Origin of the sequence: Alistipes communis (assembly GCF_006542665.1) — a bacterium.
Lineage (GTDB): Bacteria > Bacteroidota > Bacteroidia > Bacteroidales > Rikenellaceae > Alistipes > Alistipes communis.
The window spans coordinates 2,457,067-2,474,096 of the sequence record NZ_AP019735.1; the positions used below are offsets into that span (position 1 = coordinate 2,457,067).

Sequence of the window (17,030 nt, forward strand, 5' to 3'; positions counted from 1 at the left end):
CGTGCGGCTACCTGCGTGTGGGCAGGAACCGTCGGGTGAGGAGCCTCCGTACCGGTTCGTCGTAGAGTTTCAGACACAGATAGGCCAGCAGCACCGACCCTGCGACGAGTGCCGCCGCGCCGGGCAGCGACTGCGCAAAGGTGAGTCCTTCGTTTTTCACCCATGCGTAATAGAGGTAGATGAAGGGGTAGTGCACCATGTAGAGCGGGTAAGAGATGTCCCCCAGAAATTTGCAGAGGCGGGCGGTCAGCCGGTCGGTCGTCCGGCCCGAGGCGCCGATATAGACGATGAGCGGGAAGAGCACGATGGCGCAGAAGGCGTCGTAGAGCCCGTTCATCCACAAATGTTCGCTTCCGCCGATGCGCGGCACGGCCGCTGCGGCGACGATTGCCAGACTGCCGATCCAGAAGGCGCCTCTGACAGCGACGGGTCTGAATACGCGCGACAGCAGCAGACCCGCCGAAAAGGCGAACAGCAGCCGCAGCGAACCGCCCGCGATGTTGTCGCCCGTCAGCGCGAATCCCACGCAGATATCGCCGTAAGGCCCCCACAGGGCGAATGCGGCCAGTCCGCACCCCGCCAGCGCGACCCATGCGGCGAGTGCCCGAGTGGGGAGCCTGCGCAGGAGGAAGGCGTAGAGAAGGTTGCCGATATACTCGAAGAAGAGCGACCAGCTGGGGCCGTTGAGCGGATACATCTCGCCGACGCCCCGGATTTCGACGCCGGGCGTCGCGGGGATCATCAGTGCGTTCATCAGCGTGGCTGCGAGCAGCGCCGCGACCGTGACCTTCGAGACGTCCCACACGGAGCACCCCTGCGTGTAGAACATCGCAGCGCCGATGAGTGCGCCGATGACGACCATAGGTTGCAGGCGGATGAGACGGCGTTTGAGAAACTCGCCGACCGACATGCGCCGCCAGCGGTCGTCGTAGGCGTAACCGACGACGAAGCCCGAGAGGATGAAGAAGAAGTCGACGGCCAGATAGCCGTGGTTGATCCGCTGGTCGAGATGGCTCGTGGCGTAGGCTTCGAAGAGGTGGAAGCAGACGACGGTCAGCGCGGCTACGCCGCGCAGTCCGTCGAGGATGTCGTAGTGGGGTTTCGTGTCGGCGAATGCGGATGCCGAAATACGGGCTTCCGCCGTCTGCATCGGGTTTGTCATCGTTGGGGGTTTCGGGTTAGCGCCTGCAAATATACGGTGAATTCGCGAGTTTTCGACATCGGATGCGAACGGACTTCCGGTGCGGCGTGCGGCCGCCGGCCGTTCGGACCGATTTCGGGAGGAATTTCGTCCGTCGCGACAGGAGGGAACTTACGACTGTCGCGCGATTTGGCGGATATTTTTTTGATATTCCGAAATATTCGTCCGAAATTTGTCGATGCAATACCCCGAAGAGTGTTGTAAGTCGAAAACATTTTCTAACTTTGTCGTGCTGTCTTGCGGGATAGCGACATATTATTAGTGAAAGTGTTTCGCTAAATCCTTGTTCCGAAATCTGGAAAATTTCAATTGCATCAGGGATAGGCAGTACAAACACTCGTCACCGTGTACGGTTATATCGTTCCCGATATACTGTTCGGTGTGGGGTATTGTTTATTTGATGCAAGGTATTCCAGAACCTCGGAACAGATAGACGAACGACTCCACACTTTCTTTTAGAATAACCCTGCGCAGGAGTCGAGCGGGATGACAATAACAGTCAAGATGAAGAAATTTACTTTTTTACTGGTGCTGGCGATCGTCAGCGTCGGTATCGGGACAGTCTCGGCCCAGTCGTTACAGGAGGTCGTCTATCTGAAAAACGGCAGTGTGATTCGAGGAACGATCATCGAACAGGTTCCCAACGAATCGTTGAAAATCCAGACATCCGACGGCAGTGTGTTCGCCTATAAAATGGCCGATGTCGAGAAAATTTCAAAGGAACAGGTCAATGGTCGATCTGCCGGGAATGCGTTAACCGGTAGTGCCGCAGGTTTCAGCGGAAACGGACGCGGGCCGCAAAAGGGGTATCGGGGATTCGTCGATCTGGGCTATACGATCGGAACGGGCGATTTCGGACTGGATCGCGTCGAGTTTTCGACTTCGCACGGCTATCAGATTCTACCTTGCTTTTTTGCCGGCGTCGGTGTCGGTGCGCACTATTATTCCGATGCGGATGCAGTCGAGATTCCGATTTTCGCCGATCTGCGGGCCGATCTGCTGAAACACTCCGTATGTCCGTTTATCGATATGAAGATCGGATATACGGTGCATGAGGATACGGGTTTCTATTTTAATCCGATGGTCGGCGTCCGTTTTGCTGTCGGATCGCGGAGCGCTGTGAACTTCGGTATCGGCTATACGATGCAGCGGATCGAGTTCTGGTATAGCTACGACGGTTATAGTTATTCCGATTCGATCAATTGCGGAGGGTTCAGCATCAAACTCGGGTTCGAATTTTAAGGATCGCCCGAGGAACAGGGAGGCACGACTGGAGACAGCCGTGCCTTTTCATTCTCCGTGCAGGTGCGTGACCGCCCCCCCCCGGGCGTGCGTCGTCGGCCTTTTCGGTGCAGGCCGCGAAGGTTTCGCGGCCACTTGTGCCGCGGGGACGGAGTGGCGTTCGTCCGCAGGGAAGAAGATATGCCTTTGGCATCGCTTGCCGTACGGGAAGGATTGACGGTGCCGTGGGCGCGGCCAGTGTGCGAAACGGTCGGGTCCGGAAGCGGCGATTTCGAAAAAAAGAGTTATATTTGCACCGTAAAACAACATGTTGTGCGCGTCACGTAAGTCTGGTTGTGACGAGTACTGCATGTTTTTTTTGTGGACATGATCGATTGTTTCAAAATAAGACAAAAGATGAATCGCAACAACGAAAATTACACGTTTCTTTTCGTGACGCTCGGCCTGCTTACGGCATTCGGGCCGTTCGTCACCGATTTCTACCTGCCGGCGCTTCCTGCACTGGCTGACTATTTCCGTTCGTCGGCGTCGATGGCGCAGATGAGTCTGACGACCGGCATGTTCGGCTTGGCCGTCGGACAGGTCTTCATCGGTCCGATCAGCGACCGTTACGGCCGGCGTATGCCGTTGCTGGTTTCGATGGCTGCCTTCATCGTGGCGACGGCGCTCTGTATCGTCGCGCCGAATATCTACCTGTTCAACCTCCTGCGCCTGTTCCAAGGATTTACGGCTGCCGGAGGTATCGTACTCGCCCGTTCGATCGCTACGGATATGTATACCGGCAACGAGCTCACCCTGTTCATCGCCATGATTTCGGCTGTCAACGGCGTCGCTCCGGTCGTGGCACCCGTCGTCGGCGGTATGCTGCTGGATTTCACCTCGTGGAAGGGGACGTTCGTTCAGCTGTTGCTCGTCGGCGCTGCGCTGCTGGTCTTGTGTTCGCAGGTGCGCGAATCGCTGCCTGTCGCACGGCGTTCGGCGCGCGGCGTGCTGTCGGCCTTCGCCGCCTACGGCAAGGTGTTCCGAAATCCGAAATATGTCGCTTTTCTGGCGGCTTATGCCTCGTCGATGCTGGTGCTGTTCGCCTATATCTCCGCTTCGCCGTTCATTCTGCAACAGGGGTACGGACTTTCGCCATTGGCGTTCGGACTTTGTTTTGCAGCCAACGCCGTCGGTATCGGTGTCGGTTGTGCCGTGGCGGGCCGGTTTGCCGACTCGTATCGCGGACTGCGCATCGGCGGCGGCGCGTCCGTCTTTATGGCCATCGTCACGGCGGCCGCTCTGTGGATGAAAGCGCCGATCGCGGTCGTCGAACCGGCCTTTTTCCTGCTGATGTTCGCCTTCGGGATGATCCAGCCCGCCGGCACGTCGATCGTCCTCGACTGCGAACGCGATAATGCGGGAGCGGCTTCGGCGGCGCTCGGCGCGTCGGGTTTCCTTATGGGCGGTATCGTTTCGCCGTTGGTCGGCATCGGCGACGTCTTCGTCGCCTGCGGCGCCGCGGTTCTGCTGGGCGCGGTGTCGACGGCCGGCTTCATCCGTTATGCCTGTCGGCGCTGGCCTGCGGCGTGAGCCTCGGATGGAGTGAGGCGTTTTATGTATTCAGCCCTGCCGCAAACGTTTGCGGCAGGGCTGAATTTATGGGGGCGACGGCCTTCCGTTCAGAGCGTATTGTAGGCCTTCTCGGTATAGGCGGCGAAGGTTTCGCGGTAATTCTCGCCGATGGGAACGAAGTCGTTTTCGTCGGTCGAGAAGAAGATGCGCCCCTTGGCGTAGCCGGCGATGCGGCGCAGGTTGACGATGTAGGAACGGTGTACGCGCATGAAGGTGTCGGCGGGCAGCACCGTTTCCATCTTTTTGAGCCGGTAGAGCGTGGTGAGTGTCTTGCCTTCGGTCGTGTGGATGCGCACGTATTCGCCCATGCTTTCCAGGTAGATGATGTTCTCGAATTTGACCAGCGAGACCATGTGGTCGGTCTTGATCGAGAGAAATTCGCGGCTGTCCTGCGGCAGCGAGATGCTTTCCGTCGTCTCTTCGGGATGTTCGCGGCGGCTGCGGATGAGCTCGGAGAGCGATTTGGCCCGCTGTGCGGCACGGTTGAACTCGTCGAAACCGAAGGGTTTGAGCAGGTAGTCGATCGCTTCGAGCTTGAACCCCTCGACGGCGTATTCGGAGTAGGCGGTCGTGAAGACGATCATCGGCCGCTGCTCCGCGGAGAGCGAGCGCACGAAATCGATGCCGCTGAGATCGGGCATGTTGATGTCGCAGAAGATCAGATCCACGGACTGTTCTTCGAGCGCGCGGGAGGCTTCGAGCGCGTTGCGGTATTCGCCCGCAAGTTCCAGAAAGGGAACGCGTGCGATGTAGGTGCGCAGCTGGCGCAGTGCGAGCGGTTCGTCGTCGATGGCGATGCATTTAATCATGGGAGGTAGCGGGGATGATGAGTTTGACACGATACATGTTGGGCCGGCGGGTGTCGATCGCGAGCGTGTGGCGGTTGGCGAAGATCAGCTGCAACCGCCGCCGGACGTTTTCCAGGCCGATGCCCGCGTCCTTTCCCGAGGGTTCGGCCGTATGACGGCTGTTGATGATGCTGTAATAGACCTTCCCGTCGATGTAGCGCACCCGGATGTGGATGAACGACGGCCGCGAATAGCTGATGCCGTGCTTGAAAGCGTTTTCGACGAAGACGATCAGCAGCAGCGGCGGTATGGTGACGTCGTGCGGCAGGTCGTTCGGGTAGTCGAACCGGATATCCACGTCTTCGGTGTAGCGGATGCGCATCAGTTTGATGTAGTTCTCCATGAACTGGATGTCCTTCTCGAGCGTAATGGCCTCGTGCCCCGATTCGTAGAGGACGTAACGCATCATCTTCGACAGCTCGATCACGGCGTCCTGCGCATAGGCGGCGTCGATGTCGATCAGCGAGTGGATGTTGTTGAGCGTGTTCATGAAGAAATGGGGGTTGATCTGGTATTTGAGATAGTCCATTTCGGCCTGGAGGTTCTGTCGTTTGAGTTCCTCCATGGCCTGCTCGTCGCGCAGCGACTGGTACATCATCTTGATGGCGGTGTTGGCGCAGGTCATGAAGAGTCCCAGCACGATGTTCCAGTAGACGGGCAGGTCGGTGAACGACGCGTGTTTGGCGCTGATGAGATGCTCCGGCGTGGCGAAGTCGCCCAGCACGCGGTCGAGGATGTCGACGCCGTAGAAGACCGCCGAGATGAAGAGCACGTCGACGACGACGTAACGCATGTACTGGTGGCGCTTGACGTAGCGCACGATGAAGGCGTTGTGGATGATGAAGATGAACAGATAGGGGGCGATCTGCTGCCATGCGATCAGGATGTTGGAGAGGCTGACGTGCACCTCGGACATCATCTTCGAGTTGAGGATGGGCACGAGCAGAATCGCCAGCCAGACCATGACGTAGAGCAGGTTTTCGCCGATTTTCTGTTTCTTGTAGTATTTCATGACGGTCAAAGATACGAAAAGTCGAGCGCAGAAGCAAGCGTCAGCTTGATTATGCCGAGACGGAGTATCTACGGCGCAGCCAAAGTACGAATAAGCGAGAGCAATGTCAAATTTTATTTGAACATTGCCGAGCGGGAGTATCTACGGTGCATCACGGCATGGCGGCGCTTGCGCCGCGCAGGCCGAAGCCTCCGCGGGCGGAGGTCTGCCGCAAGGGCGTCCTCCGCAGACTTCGCCCGCAAATACGCCGGCGGTCGATCCTCGCGTCGGAATCCCTGCCGAATTTCTTCTCAGGATGACGATTGGCAATCGTCATCCTGGGCCGAACGTGGAGAAGCATGGGTGGCAACCGCTTTTCTTTCCAGCTATCGAACCCAAAACGGCAACGACTCAGACACGACGAAAAATCCGGCACGCGATGTGCCGGATGAAACCGGAAAGGACGAGCGGCGGGTGAATTATCAGGCGACGCGGCCTGCCGGCCGCAGACTTGACCGCCGTTCGTCCTTTTTCCGTTATTTGCCCAGCAGCGTCACGTTGTAGAGGTAGCGTTTGATGCTGCGTTTGGGCGTCTTCTCGAATTCGGTGGGGTAGATCGTGATCGCTGCGACATGTTCGTAACCGGCCACGACCGTATTCAACTCTTTGAGGTTGTTCTCCATGATCTGCGGAAGGTCGTTCTTGTCGACCCCTTCGCGCTCGGCCTGCTCGTAGTCGGGCACGACCAGTGCGTGGAGTTTGCCGTTGTGTTCCAGCACGAGCGATTCCAGCACGAGGTACATGTTGTTGAGCTTGTCCTCGATCTCCTCGGGATAGATGTTCTGACCGCTTCCCGTGAGGATCATCGTCTTGGAGCGGCCGCGGATGTAGAGCGTGCCGTCGGGATCGACCGTTCCCATGTCGCCCGTGTGGAGCCAGCCGTCGGGGTCGAGCACGGCGTGCGTATCCTTTTCGTTCTTGTAGTAGCCCAGCATCACGTGTTCGCCCTTGACGATGATCTCGCCGGCCGTATGCTCCGGATCGGGCGAGTCGATGCGCAGGTCGAGGTACTCCTTGATGTACATGCCGCAGGAGCCGGCCTTGAAGAGGTCGTCGGTGGTGAAGCTGATCAGCGGCGCGCACTCGGTCATACCGTAGCCTACGGTGATGGGGAACTTGATTTTCAGCAGGAAGGCCTCGGTCTCCTGATTCATCGGGGCGCCGCCTACGATGAAGATGACCACTTCGCCGCCGAACGAATCGATCAGTTTCTTGCGGATGGCGGAATAGATCGCCGAGTTGAGCAGCGGAATCTTCATGGCGATCGACATCGGGCCCTTTTCCAGCAGCGGCAATACCTGCTTGCGGTAGATCTTTTCCAGAATGAGCGGTACGCAGCAGATCACGGTGGGCTTTACCATCTGCATCGCCTCGATGAGGATCTTCGGCGAGGGAATCTTTCCCAGCAGCGTCACGTGGCCGCCTACGGCCAGCGGGGAGAGGAAATCGAACGCACAGCCGTAGGCGTGAGCCAGCGGCAGGAACGACAGCGTGCGGCCGCCGCGTACGAAATAGTGGGTGCCGGTCTGGGTGTTCCGGGCGTTTTTCGCCACCAGCACGTTGCCCGTGAGGTTATTCACCGTCAGCATGACCCCCTTGGAGTAGCCCGTCGTACCGGAGGTGTAGTTCAGCAGCACCATCTGGTCGTTGGGGATGTCGGGATATTTGATGTCGTCGGCCGAGAACCCCCGTTTGTATTTGGCGCGGTAGTTTTTCACCATGTCGCGCATGTAGACGCCGAGCGATTTGCCGCGGCGTTCGTAGATGACGTGGAAATCGGTGAGCGACAGCACCGCGTCGATGCGGGCGATTTCGTCCTCCTCGATGATGTCCCAGTAGTTGTCGCCGACGAAGAGCAGGCGGCTCTCGGAGTGGTTGACGATGTGTACGATGTCGGCGGGCGCGAAGTCCTGGAGGATGGGGACGATGACCGCTCCGTAGGTGATCGTCGCCAGATAGGTGATGCACCAGCGCGGATTGTTGCGGCCGACGAGCGCGATCTTGTCGCCGCGGCGGATCTCCGCTTTTTTGAAGAAGAGATGCAGTTTGGCGATCTCCTTGGCCATCTCGTAGTACGAAAAGGTTTCGCCCTTGAAATAGTCGGTCAGCGCCGGCAGCTCGCGGTGAGTGCGGAAGCTCTCTTCGTACATTCGGATCAGATTCTCTTGCAGCATAGTCTCGGTATATGAAGGGAGGGGGAGAAGCCTTATTTATCGGGGTCGTTGCGCCTTCTGGAAGCGACGGGGCGCCAGATGTAGATTTTCGACTCGGTGCCTTTTTTCAGCCGGTCGATGTTCTTGCGGTGCGTCCAGATGAGCAGTGCGGCGATGACGAACGAGAAGACGACGAGCGGCACCGAGTGGTTGATTTTGGGCGACAGCAGCACGAAGACCGGAAAACAGCATCCCGCGATCATCGACGAGAGCGACACGTAGTGCGTAATCATCAGCACGATGAACCAGATACCGAAGCAGAGCAGGACGGTGATCGGATGGATACCGAGCACGGCGCCCACCAGCGTCGCCACGCCTTTGCCGCCTTTGAAGTGGGCGAAGACGGGGAAGATGTGTCCCAGCACGGCGGCGAATACGGCGATGATTTTCAGGTTGATGAGCCAGATGTCGGAGATGTTGTCGTCGTATTTGAGCAGGCCGAGCAGTGCGACGGCCACGAAGCCTTTCAACACGTCGAGCGCGAAGACCGGCAGGGCGGCCCGCCGGCCCAGCACGCGCAGCATGTTGGTGGTGCCGGCGTTGCGGCTTCCGTGTTCGCGGATGTCGATGCCGTAATATTTCTTACCGATCCACACCGCATTGGGAATCGATCCCAACAGGTAGGCTATAAGTATCATGGAGACAGCACAGTAATATGTCAGGATCATAGATGAAAAGCCTTCAAATGTATCGCAATCTATTTGCAAATATAATTAAAATTCGGAAATCGGGCCGTTTTTTTTCAAATATGGCCGGGCAGGGGTGGAATATTGCCGGGAATTTGATTACTTTTGCACAGTTAAAACGACGCATGAGTATGAATTTGAAAGCGCTTCTCGAACCGGTCGGAACCTTCGCGTGGTGGCGTTCGATGTTCGCCATCGTACTGGGGTGTCTGATCATGGCGGTAGGGTACTCCTATTTCGTCAGCCCGTACAACATCGTTCCCGGCGGCGTGTACGGCATGGGCATCGTCCTGCACAACGTCTTTCCCTCGATTCAGGTCGGTACGTTCGGCTATATGATCGACGTTCCGCTGCTGGCGAGCGCCATCATCGTTTTCGGCCGGCAGTTCGGCGGCCGCACGCTCTTCGCCGCCTGCCTCACGCCGGGTCTGATAAACCTGCTCTCGTGGATCGCCTTTCCCAACCAGGAGGCGCTCGAAGCGCTCGATCCCAAGCAGCTCTTCGGCGGTGTGATCGACCTGTCGAACGACCTGATGCTCGCGTCGCTGCTGGGAGCCGTGCTCATCGGTCTGGGAGTGGGGTTGGTGCTGCGCAATCAGGCTACGACAGGCGGTACGGACATCATCGCCATGTATCTGCAAAAATTCGCCAAGATGAAATTCTCGACGGGCATCCTGCTCGCCGATTCGTGCGTCGTGCTGTCGGGACTTCTGGTCATCGGTTTCGGCGTGGGAAGCGGCGCCGACCGCGAGGCGGTCGAGGGGGGCAGCTGGCTGCTGTCGTTCTACTCGCTCATCACGATCTACGTTTCGTCGCGCGTGCTGGCCTATGTGATCGACGGCGCGTCGTACGACAAACTGCTCTTCATCATCAGTGAGAATCACCATGCCGAACTGCGCGATTTCATCATCGAGGATATGGACCGCAGCGGCACCTACATCAAGGGCAAGGGCATGTATACCGATCAGGACCGGGAGATGATCTTCGTGGTGGTGAGCCGCAAGGAGGTCCATCTGGTGCAGAACAAGGTGCGGGAGATCGATCCCAAAGCCTTCATGGTCGTCACCGACGCCTACGAGACGTTCGGCGAAGGCTTCAAGCAGTTCCCCGACAAGGACACCATCCAGGCGGTGGGATAATCCGACAATTAATAATTGAACGTCAAATTGGAAATCAATACGCTGCGCCCGTTACAGGGGCAAGGTAAAAAACTGTTCGTAGAGACCTACGGCTGCCAGATGAACGTCGGCGATTCGGAGATCGTCGTGTCGATCATGCAGAACGAAGGGTGGCGCTACACCGACGATCCCCGGGAGGCGGACGTCATCCTGATCAATACCTGCTCGATCCGCGACAATGCCGAGCAGCGCATCTGGGGCCGTCTGGCCGAGCTGCGGGGCCTGCGCCGCCGCCGGCAGGGGGTGCTCATCGGCATCATCGGCTGCATGGCCGAGCGGTTGAAGGAGCGCCTGACCGAAGGCGAGGATGCCGTGGATATCGTAGCGGGGCCCGACGCCTACCGCGACCTGCCGAAGCTGGTGCGCGAAGCCGGTGCGGGCGGCAAGGGGATCAACGTCCTGTTGTCGCGCGAGGAGACCTACGCCGAGATCGCACCCGTGCGGCTCGACCGCAACGGCGTGAGCGCCTTCGTGGCCATCATGCGCGGCTGCAACAACTACTGCTCCTACTGCGTGGTGCCCTACACGCGGGGCATCGAACGCAGCCGCGATCCCGAGACGATCCTCGCGGAGGTGCGGTCGCTCTTCGCCAACGGTTACCGCGAGGTGACGCTGCTGGGGCAGAACGTCAACTCCTACCGTGCCGGCGAGGTCGGTTTTCCGGAGCTGATCCGCCGTGTGGCCGACGTCTCGCCGCTGCTGCGCGTGCGCTTCGCCACGTCGCACCCCAAGGACATGAGCGACGCGCTGTTGGAAGCGATGGCGTCGCGTCCCAACATCTGCCGGGCGATCCACCTGCCCGCCCAGTCGGGTTCGACCGGGATGCTGCGCCGCATGAATCGCAAGTATACGCGCGAGTGGTACCTCGACCGCGTGGCGGCCATCCGCCGCTACCTGCCCGACTGCGCCGTGACGACCGACCTGATCGCGGGCTTCTCGGGCGAGACGGAGGAGGAGCACGCCGCCACGCTGTCGCTCATGCGCGAGGTGGGCTACGAATTCGCCTACATGTTCAAATATTCGGAGCGGCCCGGCACGTTCGCCTCGAAGCACCTGCCCGACGACGTGCCCGACGAGGTGAAGACGCGCCGTCTGTCGGAGATCATCGCCTTGCAGAACGAACTGTCGGAGGCGTCGAACCGCCGCGACGTGGGGCGCGAATTCGAGGTGCTGGTGGAGGGGCGTTCCAAGCGCAGCGACGCGCAGCTGTCGGGCCGCACGTCGCAGAACAAGGTCGTGGTCTTCGACCGCGGCGGACACGGCGTGGGCGAGTACGTGCGCGTGCGTATCACGGGCTGCTCGTCGGCCACGCTGTTCGGTGAAGAGATAAAATAACCCTAAGATTATGAGATTCGACGAAATAGATTTCGAAGACGAGGTTCTCGACGGCCTCTACGACATGAATTTCGAGGAGATGACCCCCGTGCAGGAGGCCACCATTCCGGTGATCCTCGAAGGCAGCGACCTGATCGCCTGCGCACAGACCGGAACGGGCAAGACGGCGGCCTACACGCTGCCGCTGCTCAACAAGCTGCTCGTCGAGGGCAACGAGGACAACGTGGTCAAGACGCTCGTGGTGGTTCCCACGCGCGAGCTGGCCATGCAGATCGACACCCAGTTGCAGGGATTCTCCTATTACATGCCCGTCTCGACGACGGTGGTCTACGGCGGCGGCGACGGCCGCGGCTGGGAGCAGCAGAAGCAGGGGATGCTGCGCGGCGCCGACGTGGTGATCGCCACGCCGGGCCGTTTGATCGCCCACTTGCAGAACAGCGGCGTCGATCTGTCGCACGTGAAGTATTTCGTGCTCGACGAGGCCGACCGGATGCTCGACATGGGATTCTTCGACGACATCATGACCATCGTCCGCCGGCTGCCCGCCGAGCGGCAGACGCTGATGTTCTCGGCTACGCTGCCGCCCAAGATCCGCGAGCTGGCCAGGCAGATTCTGCGCAAGCCCGTCGAGATCAATATCGCCGTCTCGAAACCCAATGAGGCGATCGAGCAGGGGGCCTACGTGCTCTACGAAACGCAGAAATTGGGGTTGATAAAGGAGCTTTTCGCCAAACCGCTCGAATCGAAGACGATCATCTTCTCCTCTTCGAAGCTGAAAGTCAAGGAGCTGGCTTTCGCCTTCAAGCGGATGCACCTCAATGCGGCGGCCATGCACTCCGATCTGGATCAGGCCAAGCGCGAGGAGGTGATGCTCGATTTCAAGAACGGCAAGATCGACCTGCTGGTGGCCACCGACATCGTGGCGCGAGGCATCGACATCGAAGATATAGGCATGGTGGTCAACTACGACGTGCCGCACGACCCCGAGGATTATATCCACCGCATCGGCCGTACGGCGCGTGCGAGCGCCACGGGGCGGGCGCTGACCTTCGTCAACGAGAAGGAGCAGGGCAAGTTCCGCCGTATCGAGGAGTTCATGGAGCGCGAAGTGGAGAAGCTCCCGTTGCCGGAGAAGCTCGGTAAGGCCCCCGCGTATGAGCCGTCGGCTTCGGGCGACCGTCGGGGGCGCGGCGGCCGGAAAGGTCGCGGCGAGGCGAAGGGACGCGGCGGCCGCGCCGGCGAACGGCCGAAGGCGGCACCGCGGGAGGCCGTACCGGATTCGGGTGCAGCGTCTCCGGCGATCGCCGGGACGGAGGGTGTCGAAGGGCGCAATACCGAACGCCGCCGTCACCGTGGGGGACGTCATCGCCGGCGCGGCCGCAAGCCGGCCGAAGGTGCGCCTGCGGTACAGGGCGGAGGGGATGCCTCCGACAGAGGCGGGAACGCCTGATCGGAGTATGGAAAGCAAAGAAGCCGGTACCTTCGAGGTGCCGGTTTCTTTTTGGCGACGATCTCCCAATTTTACACCGGAGCTCCGCCGAAGCACGACTGCCAAGGCTGGCTTTGCCCCAAGCCCCGCCTCGGCGGGGCCAATCCGGAAATACGTCACAGCCGCGGGCTCTCCGATTCATACGGCAGACCGTAAGAAAATACGGAAATAGGAATGGCGCATGGATCAGCTATCGCTGTTGCCGATCCGCTCGAAATAGCGGTCGAGCAGGCGCGGGATCGCATAGTCCTCCAACTGTTCGTACGGCACGAGCGTCCACCCTCCGGCAGCGGAGGGCCATGCGTCGAGCGCGAGGCGGTGATACGCCGCGTGGAGGGTCTGGTGCGACAGCTGGTGTTTGGGCATACGGATCGTCCGCACCAGCCGGTAGGGAAGCGTGCCGAACATGTCGCGGAAGGGCGGTGCGGCGGCCAGCTCCGTGAAATCCAGCGGGCGGTCGCTCTCGATCGCCGGCAGGTCGTACAATCCCTGCCAAATGTCTCCTTCCGGTCGCCGCCGCAGGGCGATGCGTCCGCCGCATTCCAGATGGAGATAGTTCAGATAGCGCGGGCGAATCCGTGTCCGGCCCGCCTTGACGGGGCGTTCCGCTACGGTTCCGGCTGCCAGCGACAGACATTCGTCCCGCAGCGGGCAGTCGTTGCAGGAGGGGTTGGCGGGCGTGCATTGCAGCGCGCCGAAATCCATGATCGCCTGGTTGTAGCGTGCAGGCCGACGCCGGTCGAGTTGTTCGTCGGCAAGCGCGGCGAACGCTTTGCGGCCCTCGGCGGTGTCGATGGCCAGATCGAGGTCGAAGAGCCGTGACAGCACGCGGTAGACATTGCCGTCGACCACGGCGCACGGCGCGTCGTAGGCGATCGAGCAGACGGCCGCCGCCGTATAGTCGCCCACGCCTTTGAGCGACCGCACGTCGGCATAGGCGGCGGGAAACCGCCCTCCGTAGCGTTCGACGACCTGCCGGGCCGCGGCGTGGAGATTCCGCGCGCGGCTGTAATAGCCCAATCCCTGCCAGAGTTTGAGCACTTCGTCTTCGTCGGCCGCAGCCAGGGCGCCGACGTCGGGAAACCGCGCGACGAAGCGCAGGTAATAGTCCATCCCCTGCGCGATCCGCGTCTGCTGGAGAATGACCTCCGAGAGCCAGATGCGATAGGGGTCGCGTGTCCGACGCCAGGGCAGGTCGCGTCCGTTGACTCCGTACCAGTCGATCAGTTTGTCGGCGATTTCGCTCATCGGAAGACAAAGGTAGTGAAATATTCGGAATCATGCAGTCCGGTATCGCCGTTCCCGTTCCTTCCGATCGATTTATCGCCGGCGTTGTGCGGGAAGTTCGATCGAAATCCGAATATATTGCCTGTCTTTGACTTCGTCTTAGATACTCCGTCTCGGCATAATCAAGCTGACGCTTGTTTCTGCGCCCGACTTTTCGTATCTTTGACTTCGTCGAAGATACTCCGTCTCGGCATAATCAAACATGAATGTTTGCTTCTGCACTCGACTTTTCGTATCTTTGTCAACGGCTTGTCTTCGTCGCTTGCGGCGGAGCGGATGCGGAGGATAGAATGCCGCTCCGTTTGACGGGAAAAATCTAAGACGAACGCGCATGAATATTTCAATTGTGGGAACAGGCTACGTCGGGCTGGTGTCGGGCGCCTGCTTTGCCGAAATGGGCATCGACGTGACCTGCGTCGATATCGACGAGAAGAAGATCGGGCGTCTGCTGTCGGGCGAGGTTCCGATCTACGAACCGGGGCTCGACGATCTGGTTCGGCGCAACGTCGAAGCGGGACGCCTGCATTTCACCACGGATCTGAGCAGTTGTCTGGATCAGGTGGAGGTCGTCTTCTCGGCCGTCGGTACGCCGCCCGACGAAGACGGATCGGCCGACCTGCGTTATGTGCTGGAAGTGGCCCGTACGTTCGGGCGCAACATCAATAAATACACGATTCTGGTCACTAAGTCGACCGTTCCCGTAGGAACGTCGAAGAAGGTGAAGGCCGTCATTCAGGAGGAGTTGGACAAGCGAGGCGTGCAAATACCCTTCGAGGTGGCGTCGAACCCCGAATTCCTGAAAGAGGGAGCGGCGATCAAGGATTTCATGTCGCCCGACCGGATCGTCGTCGGTACGGAGTCGGAGCGTGCGCAGCGGCTCTTGTCGAGATTGTACAGGCCCTTTCTGGTCAACAATTTCCGAATCTATTTCATGGATATTCCTTCGGCCGAGATGACCAAATATGCGGCCAATGCGATGCTGGCGACGCGAATCTCCTTCATGAACGACATCGCGAATCTCTGCGACGAGGTCGGAGCCGACATCGATATGGTTCGGAAGGGGATCGGAACGGACGCGCGCATCGGCAACAAATTCCTCTATGCCGGTTGCGGGTACGGCGGGTCGTGCTTTCCGAAGGACGTGCGGGCATTGGCACGCACGGGACGGGAGTATGGTTCTCCGATGCGGATCATCGAGGCGGTCGAAGCCGTCAACGAACGGCAGAAGGAGATCGTCGTACGGAAACTTGCGGCCGAATTGGGCGATCTGCGCGGCAGGACCGTCGCCCTGTGGGGGCTTGCCTTCAAGCCCGAAACCGACGATATGCGCGAAGCGCCCGCCCTGGTGGCGATCGACCGCTTGACATGCGCCGGCGCTGTGGTGAGGGTCTACGATCCGGCGGCGATGGACGAATGCCGCCGCAGGGTAGGGGATGCCGTCGTCTATTGCAGCGATATGTATGAAGCGGTCGTCGATGCCGATGCGCTGGTGCTGCTGACCGAATGGAAACAGTTCCGTCTCCCTTCGTGGACGGTGATTCGAAAGGTCATGGCCAATCCGCTGGTGATCGACGGGCGCAATATCTACGACAAGGCCGAATTGGTCGCCGAAGGATTCACCTACAAGGCCATCGGGAAATAACGGCTCCGCCATGCGGCCGGCGGAGGATTTGCAACGGACGGCAGGAGGAAATTTAATGATACGCTTTTAGGACGATGAAGGATCGTGCACGCATGGATTTGTTCGCTTTGCTGCGGGCGGGGGTACGTTCCGGCGACACTCCGGATATCGGCGGATCGACGGACGACCGGTGGCGAGAGTTGTACACCGCAGCCTCATCGCAGGGGGTGTCGGCCCTCGTCTGGGACGGGATTCGCCGGTTGCCGCCGGAGTCGCAGCCGTCGAGGGAGCTTCGGTTGCGTTGGGCCTACAACGTCGAGCGGATCGAACGCCGGTACGGGCAGCAGCGTCGCCGGGCAGCGGAACTGGCTGCGGCCTACGCCGAAGCGGGAATTCGTACCGTCGTATTGAAAGGGTTCGCCGTCAGCCGGTTGTACCCTGTTCCGGAACATCGGCCCTGCGGCGATCTGGATTGTTTCCTTTGCGGCGATTACGAGCGCGGCAATCGGGTGGCCGAACAGGTCGGGGCCGAGGTGAAACGCGATTTCTACAAACACTCTCATATCGTATTCCGCGGGCTGACGGTCGAAAACCACCGGTTCTGTACGGCGGTTCGCGGGAGCCGTCGGGCGAAGCGGTTCGAGCGGCATCTTCAACGATTGCTTGCGGAGGGACCGTTGTCCTGCATACCGGAAACAGCGCTGCTCGTCCCTCCGCCCGATTTCAATGCCCTTTTTCTGGCCAAACACGCCTTGTCGCATTTCCTGACCGAGGGCATTTCCCTGCGGCATCTGTGCGATTGGGCGGTCTTTATCGACCGCGAAGGCGACGCGGTCGACTGGACGGCGTTCCGGAAGGTCGCGGCCGAAGATCGCCTGCTGCGTTTCGCGGAGATACTCTCCGACCTCTCCGTCCGGTATCTGGGCGTCGCGCGGAATCCGCTGCCGGCCGGCGTACAGGCGCTCGCCGACCGGGTATTGGACAATATCCTCTACGAGCGCCGGCACCTGAACGATTCGCCGGGCGGCGCATGGACGAAGCGGATGCGTCTGATCGGCAATCTGGCGCGCGACCGCTGGAAATACGGGGAGGTGTACGGGCGAAGCTTCCTGCTCGAAGGTCTCCGGCTGTCGGTCGGATACCTTTTCGATCGCAATCCTGAATTATAGCATCGCCGGCTGGATGTCTCCGGAGAACGGCGAGGCGTGGAAAGGATCCGTCCGTTTTTAACGGGCGGTCCTTTTTTTGAGTCCGGACGCAGACCG

General features: G+C 59.9%; 13 protein-coding genes. 7 read left to right on the top strand and 6 right to left on the bottom strand.

Annotation, left to right across the window (positions count from 1 at the left end):
• Positions 1-7 precede the first annotated feature (7 nt).
• On the bottom strand, positions 8-1,162 hold the full coding sequence (locus FMF02_RS10010; RefSeq protein ID WP_244611563.1) for an acyltransferase family protein: 1,155 nt from the start codon (positions 1,160-1,162) through the stop codon (positions 8-10).
• A gap of 543 nt (positions 1,163-1,705) precedes the next feature.
• On the opposite strand from FMF02_RS10010, the gene FMF02_RS10015 reads away from it, so the two are divergent.
• The gene (locus FMF02_RS10015) at positions 1,706-2,443 is read left to right on the top strand and encodes a hypothetical protein (RefSeq protein WP_141413043.1); all 738 of its coding nucleotides are present in this window, start codon (positions 1,706-1,708) and stop codon (positions 2,441-2,443) included.
• A gap of 396 nt (positions 2,444-2,839) precedes the next feature.
• Positions 2,840-4,015, top strand: coding sequence for a Bcr/CflA family efflux MFS transporter (locus FMF02_RS10020; protein WP_162502294.1), 1,176 nt, complete (start codon positions 2,840-2,842; stop codon positions 4,013-4,015).
• A gap of 89 nt (positions 4,016-4,104) precedes the next feature.
• Here FMF02_RS10020 and FMF02_RS10025 read toward each other — a convergent pair whose 3' ends face one another.
• The 4 genes from FMF02_RS10025 to plsY form a co-directional block, all read right to left on the bottom strand.
• Positions 4,105-4,866 carry a LytR/AlgR family response regulator transcription factor gene (locus FMF02_RS10025; RefSeq protein ID WP_141413045.1) on the bottom strand — a complete coding sequence of 254 codons (762 nt, stop codon included), beginning with the start codon at positions 4,864-4,866 and terminating at the stop codon, positions 4,105-4,107.
• Positions 4,859-5,917 carry a sensor histidine kinase gene (locus FMF02_RS10030; RefSeq protein ID WP_141413046.1) on the bottom strand — a complete coding sequence of 353 codons (1,059 nt, stop codon included), beginning with the start codon at positions 5,915-5,917 and terminating at the stop codon, positions 4,859-4,861. The genes FMF02_RS10025 and FMF02_RS10030 overlap by 8 nt, the downstream gene beginning before the upstream one ends.
• Positions 5,918-6,432: 515 nt before the next feature.
• On the bottom strand, positions 6,433-8,130 hold the full coding sequence (locus FMF02_RS10035; RefSeq protein WP_019129928.1) for an AMP-binding protein: 1,698 nt from the start codon (positions 8,128-8,130) through the stop codon (positions 6,433-6,435).
• 32 nt (positions 8,131-8,162) lie between these two features.
• Complete coding sequence (plsY, locus tag FMF02_RS10040) at positions 8,163-8,837, bottom strand: glycerol-3-phosphate 1-O-acyltransferase PlsY (protein ID WP_019129927.1); 675 nt, start codon at positions 8,835-8,837, stop codon at positions 8,163-8,165.
• Positions 8,838-8,986: 149 nt separating this feature from the next.
• Between plsY and FMF02_RS10045 the strand changes: the two genes are divergently transcribed.
• From FMF02_RS10045 to FMF02_RS10055, 3 genes are read left to right on the top strand one after another with little or no spacing between them, the layout of a single operon-like run.
• Positions 8,987-9,994 (top strand): YitT family protein, encoded by a 1,008-nt coding sequence (locus FMF02_RS10045; RefSeq protein WP_019129926.1) that lies wholly within the window; start codon positions 8,987-8,989, stop codon positions 9,992-9,994.
• Between the two features lie 15 nt (positions 9,995-10,009).
• On the top strand, positions 10,010-11,368 hold the full coding sequence (miaB, locus tag FMF02_RS10050) for a tRNA (N6-isopentenyl adenosine(37)-C2)-methylthiotransferase MiaB (protein ID WP_019129925.1): 1,359 nt from the start codon (positions 10,010-10,012) through the stop codon (positions 11,366-11,368).
• A 10-nt stretch (positions 11,369-11,378) separates the two neighbouring features.
• On the top strand, positions 11,379-12,818 hold the full coding sequence (locus FMF02_RS10055) for a DEAD/DEAH box helicase (protein ID WP_019129924.1): 1,440 nt from the start codon (positions 11,379-11,381) through the stop codon (positions 12,816-12,818).
• 225 nt (positions 12,819-13,043) lie between these two features.
• On the opposite strand, the gene mutY is transcribed toward FMF02_RS10055, so the two are convergent.
• The gene (mutY, locus tag FMF02_RS10060) at positions 13,044-14,105 is read right to left on the bottom strand and encodes an A/G-specific adenine glycosylase (protein WP_141413047.1); all 1,062 of its coding nucleotides are present in this window, start codon (positions 14,103-14,105) and stop codon (positions 13,044-13,046) included.
• Positions 14,106-14,475: 370 nt separating this feature from the next.
• On the opposite strand from mutY, the gene FMF02_RS10065 reads away from it, so the two are divergent.
• Both FMF02_RS10065 and FMF02_RS10070 read left to right on the top strand, forming a co-directional pair.
• Positions 14,476-15,786 carry a UDP-glucose dehydrogenase family protein gene (locus FMF02_RS10065; RefSeq protein ID WP_141413048.1) on the top strand — a complete coding sequence of 437 codons (1,311 nt, stop codon included), beginning with the start codon at positions 14,476-14,478 and terminating at the stop codon, positions 15,784-15,786.
• 92 nt (positions 15,787-15,878) lie between these two features.
• Entirely contained in the window at positions 15,879-16,934 is a 1,056-nt protein-coding gene (locus tag FMF02_RS10070; protein WP_162502295.1) for a nucleotidyltransferase domain-containing protein, read from the top strand.
• Positions 16,935-17,030 lie beyond the last annotated feature (96 nt).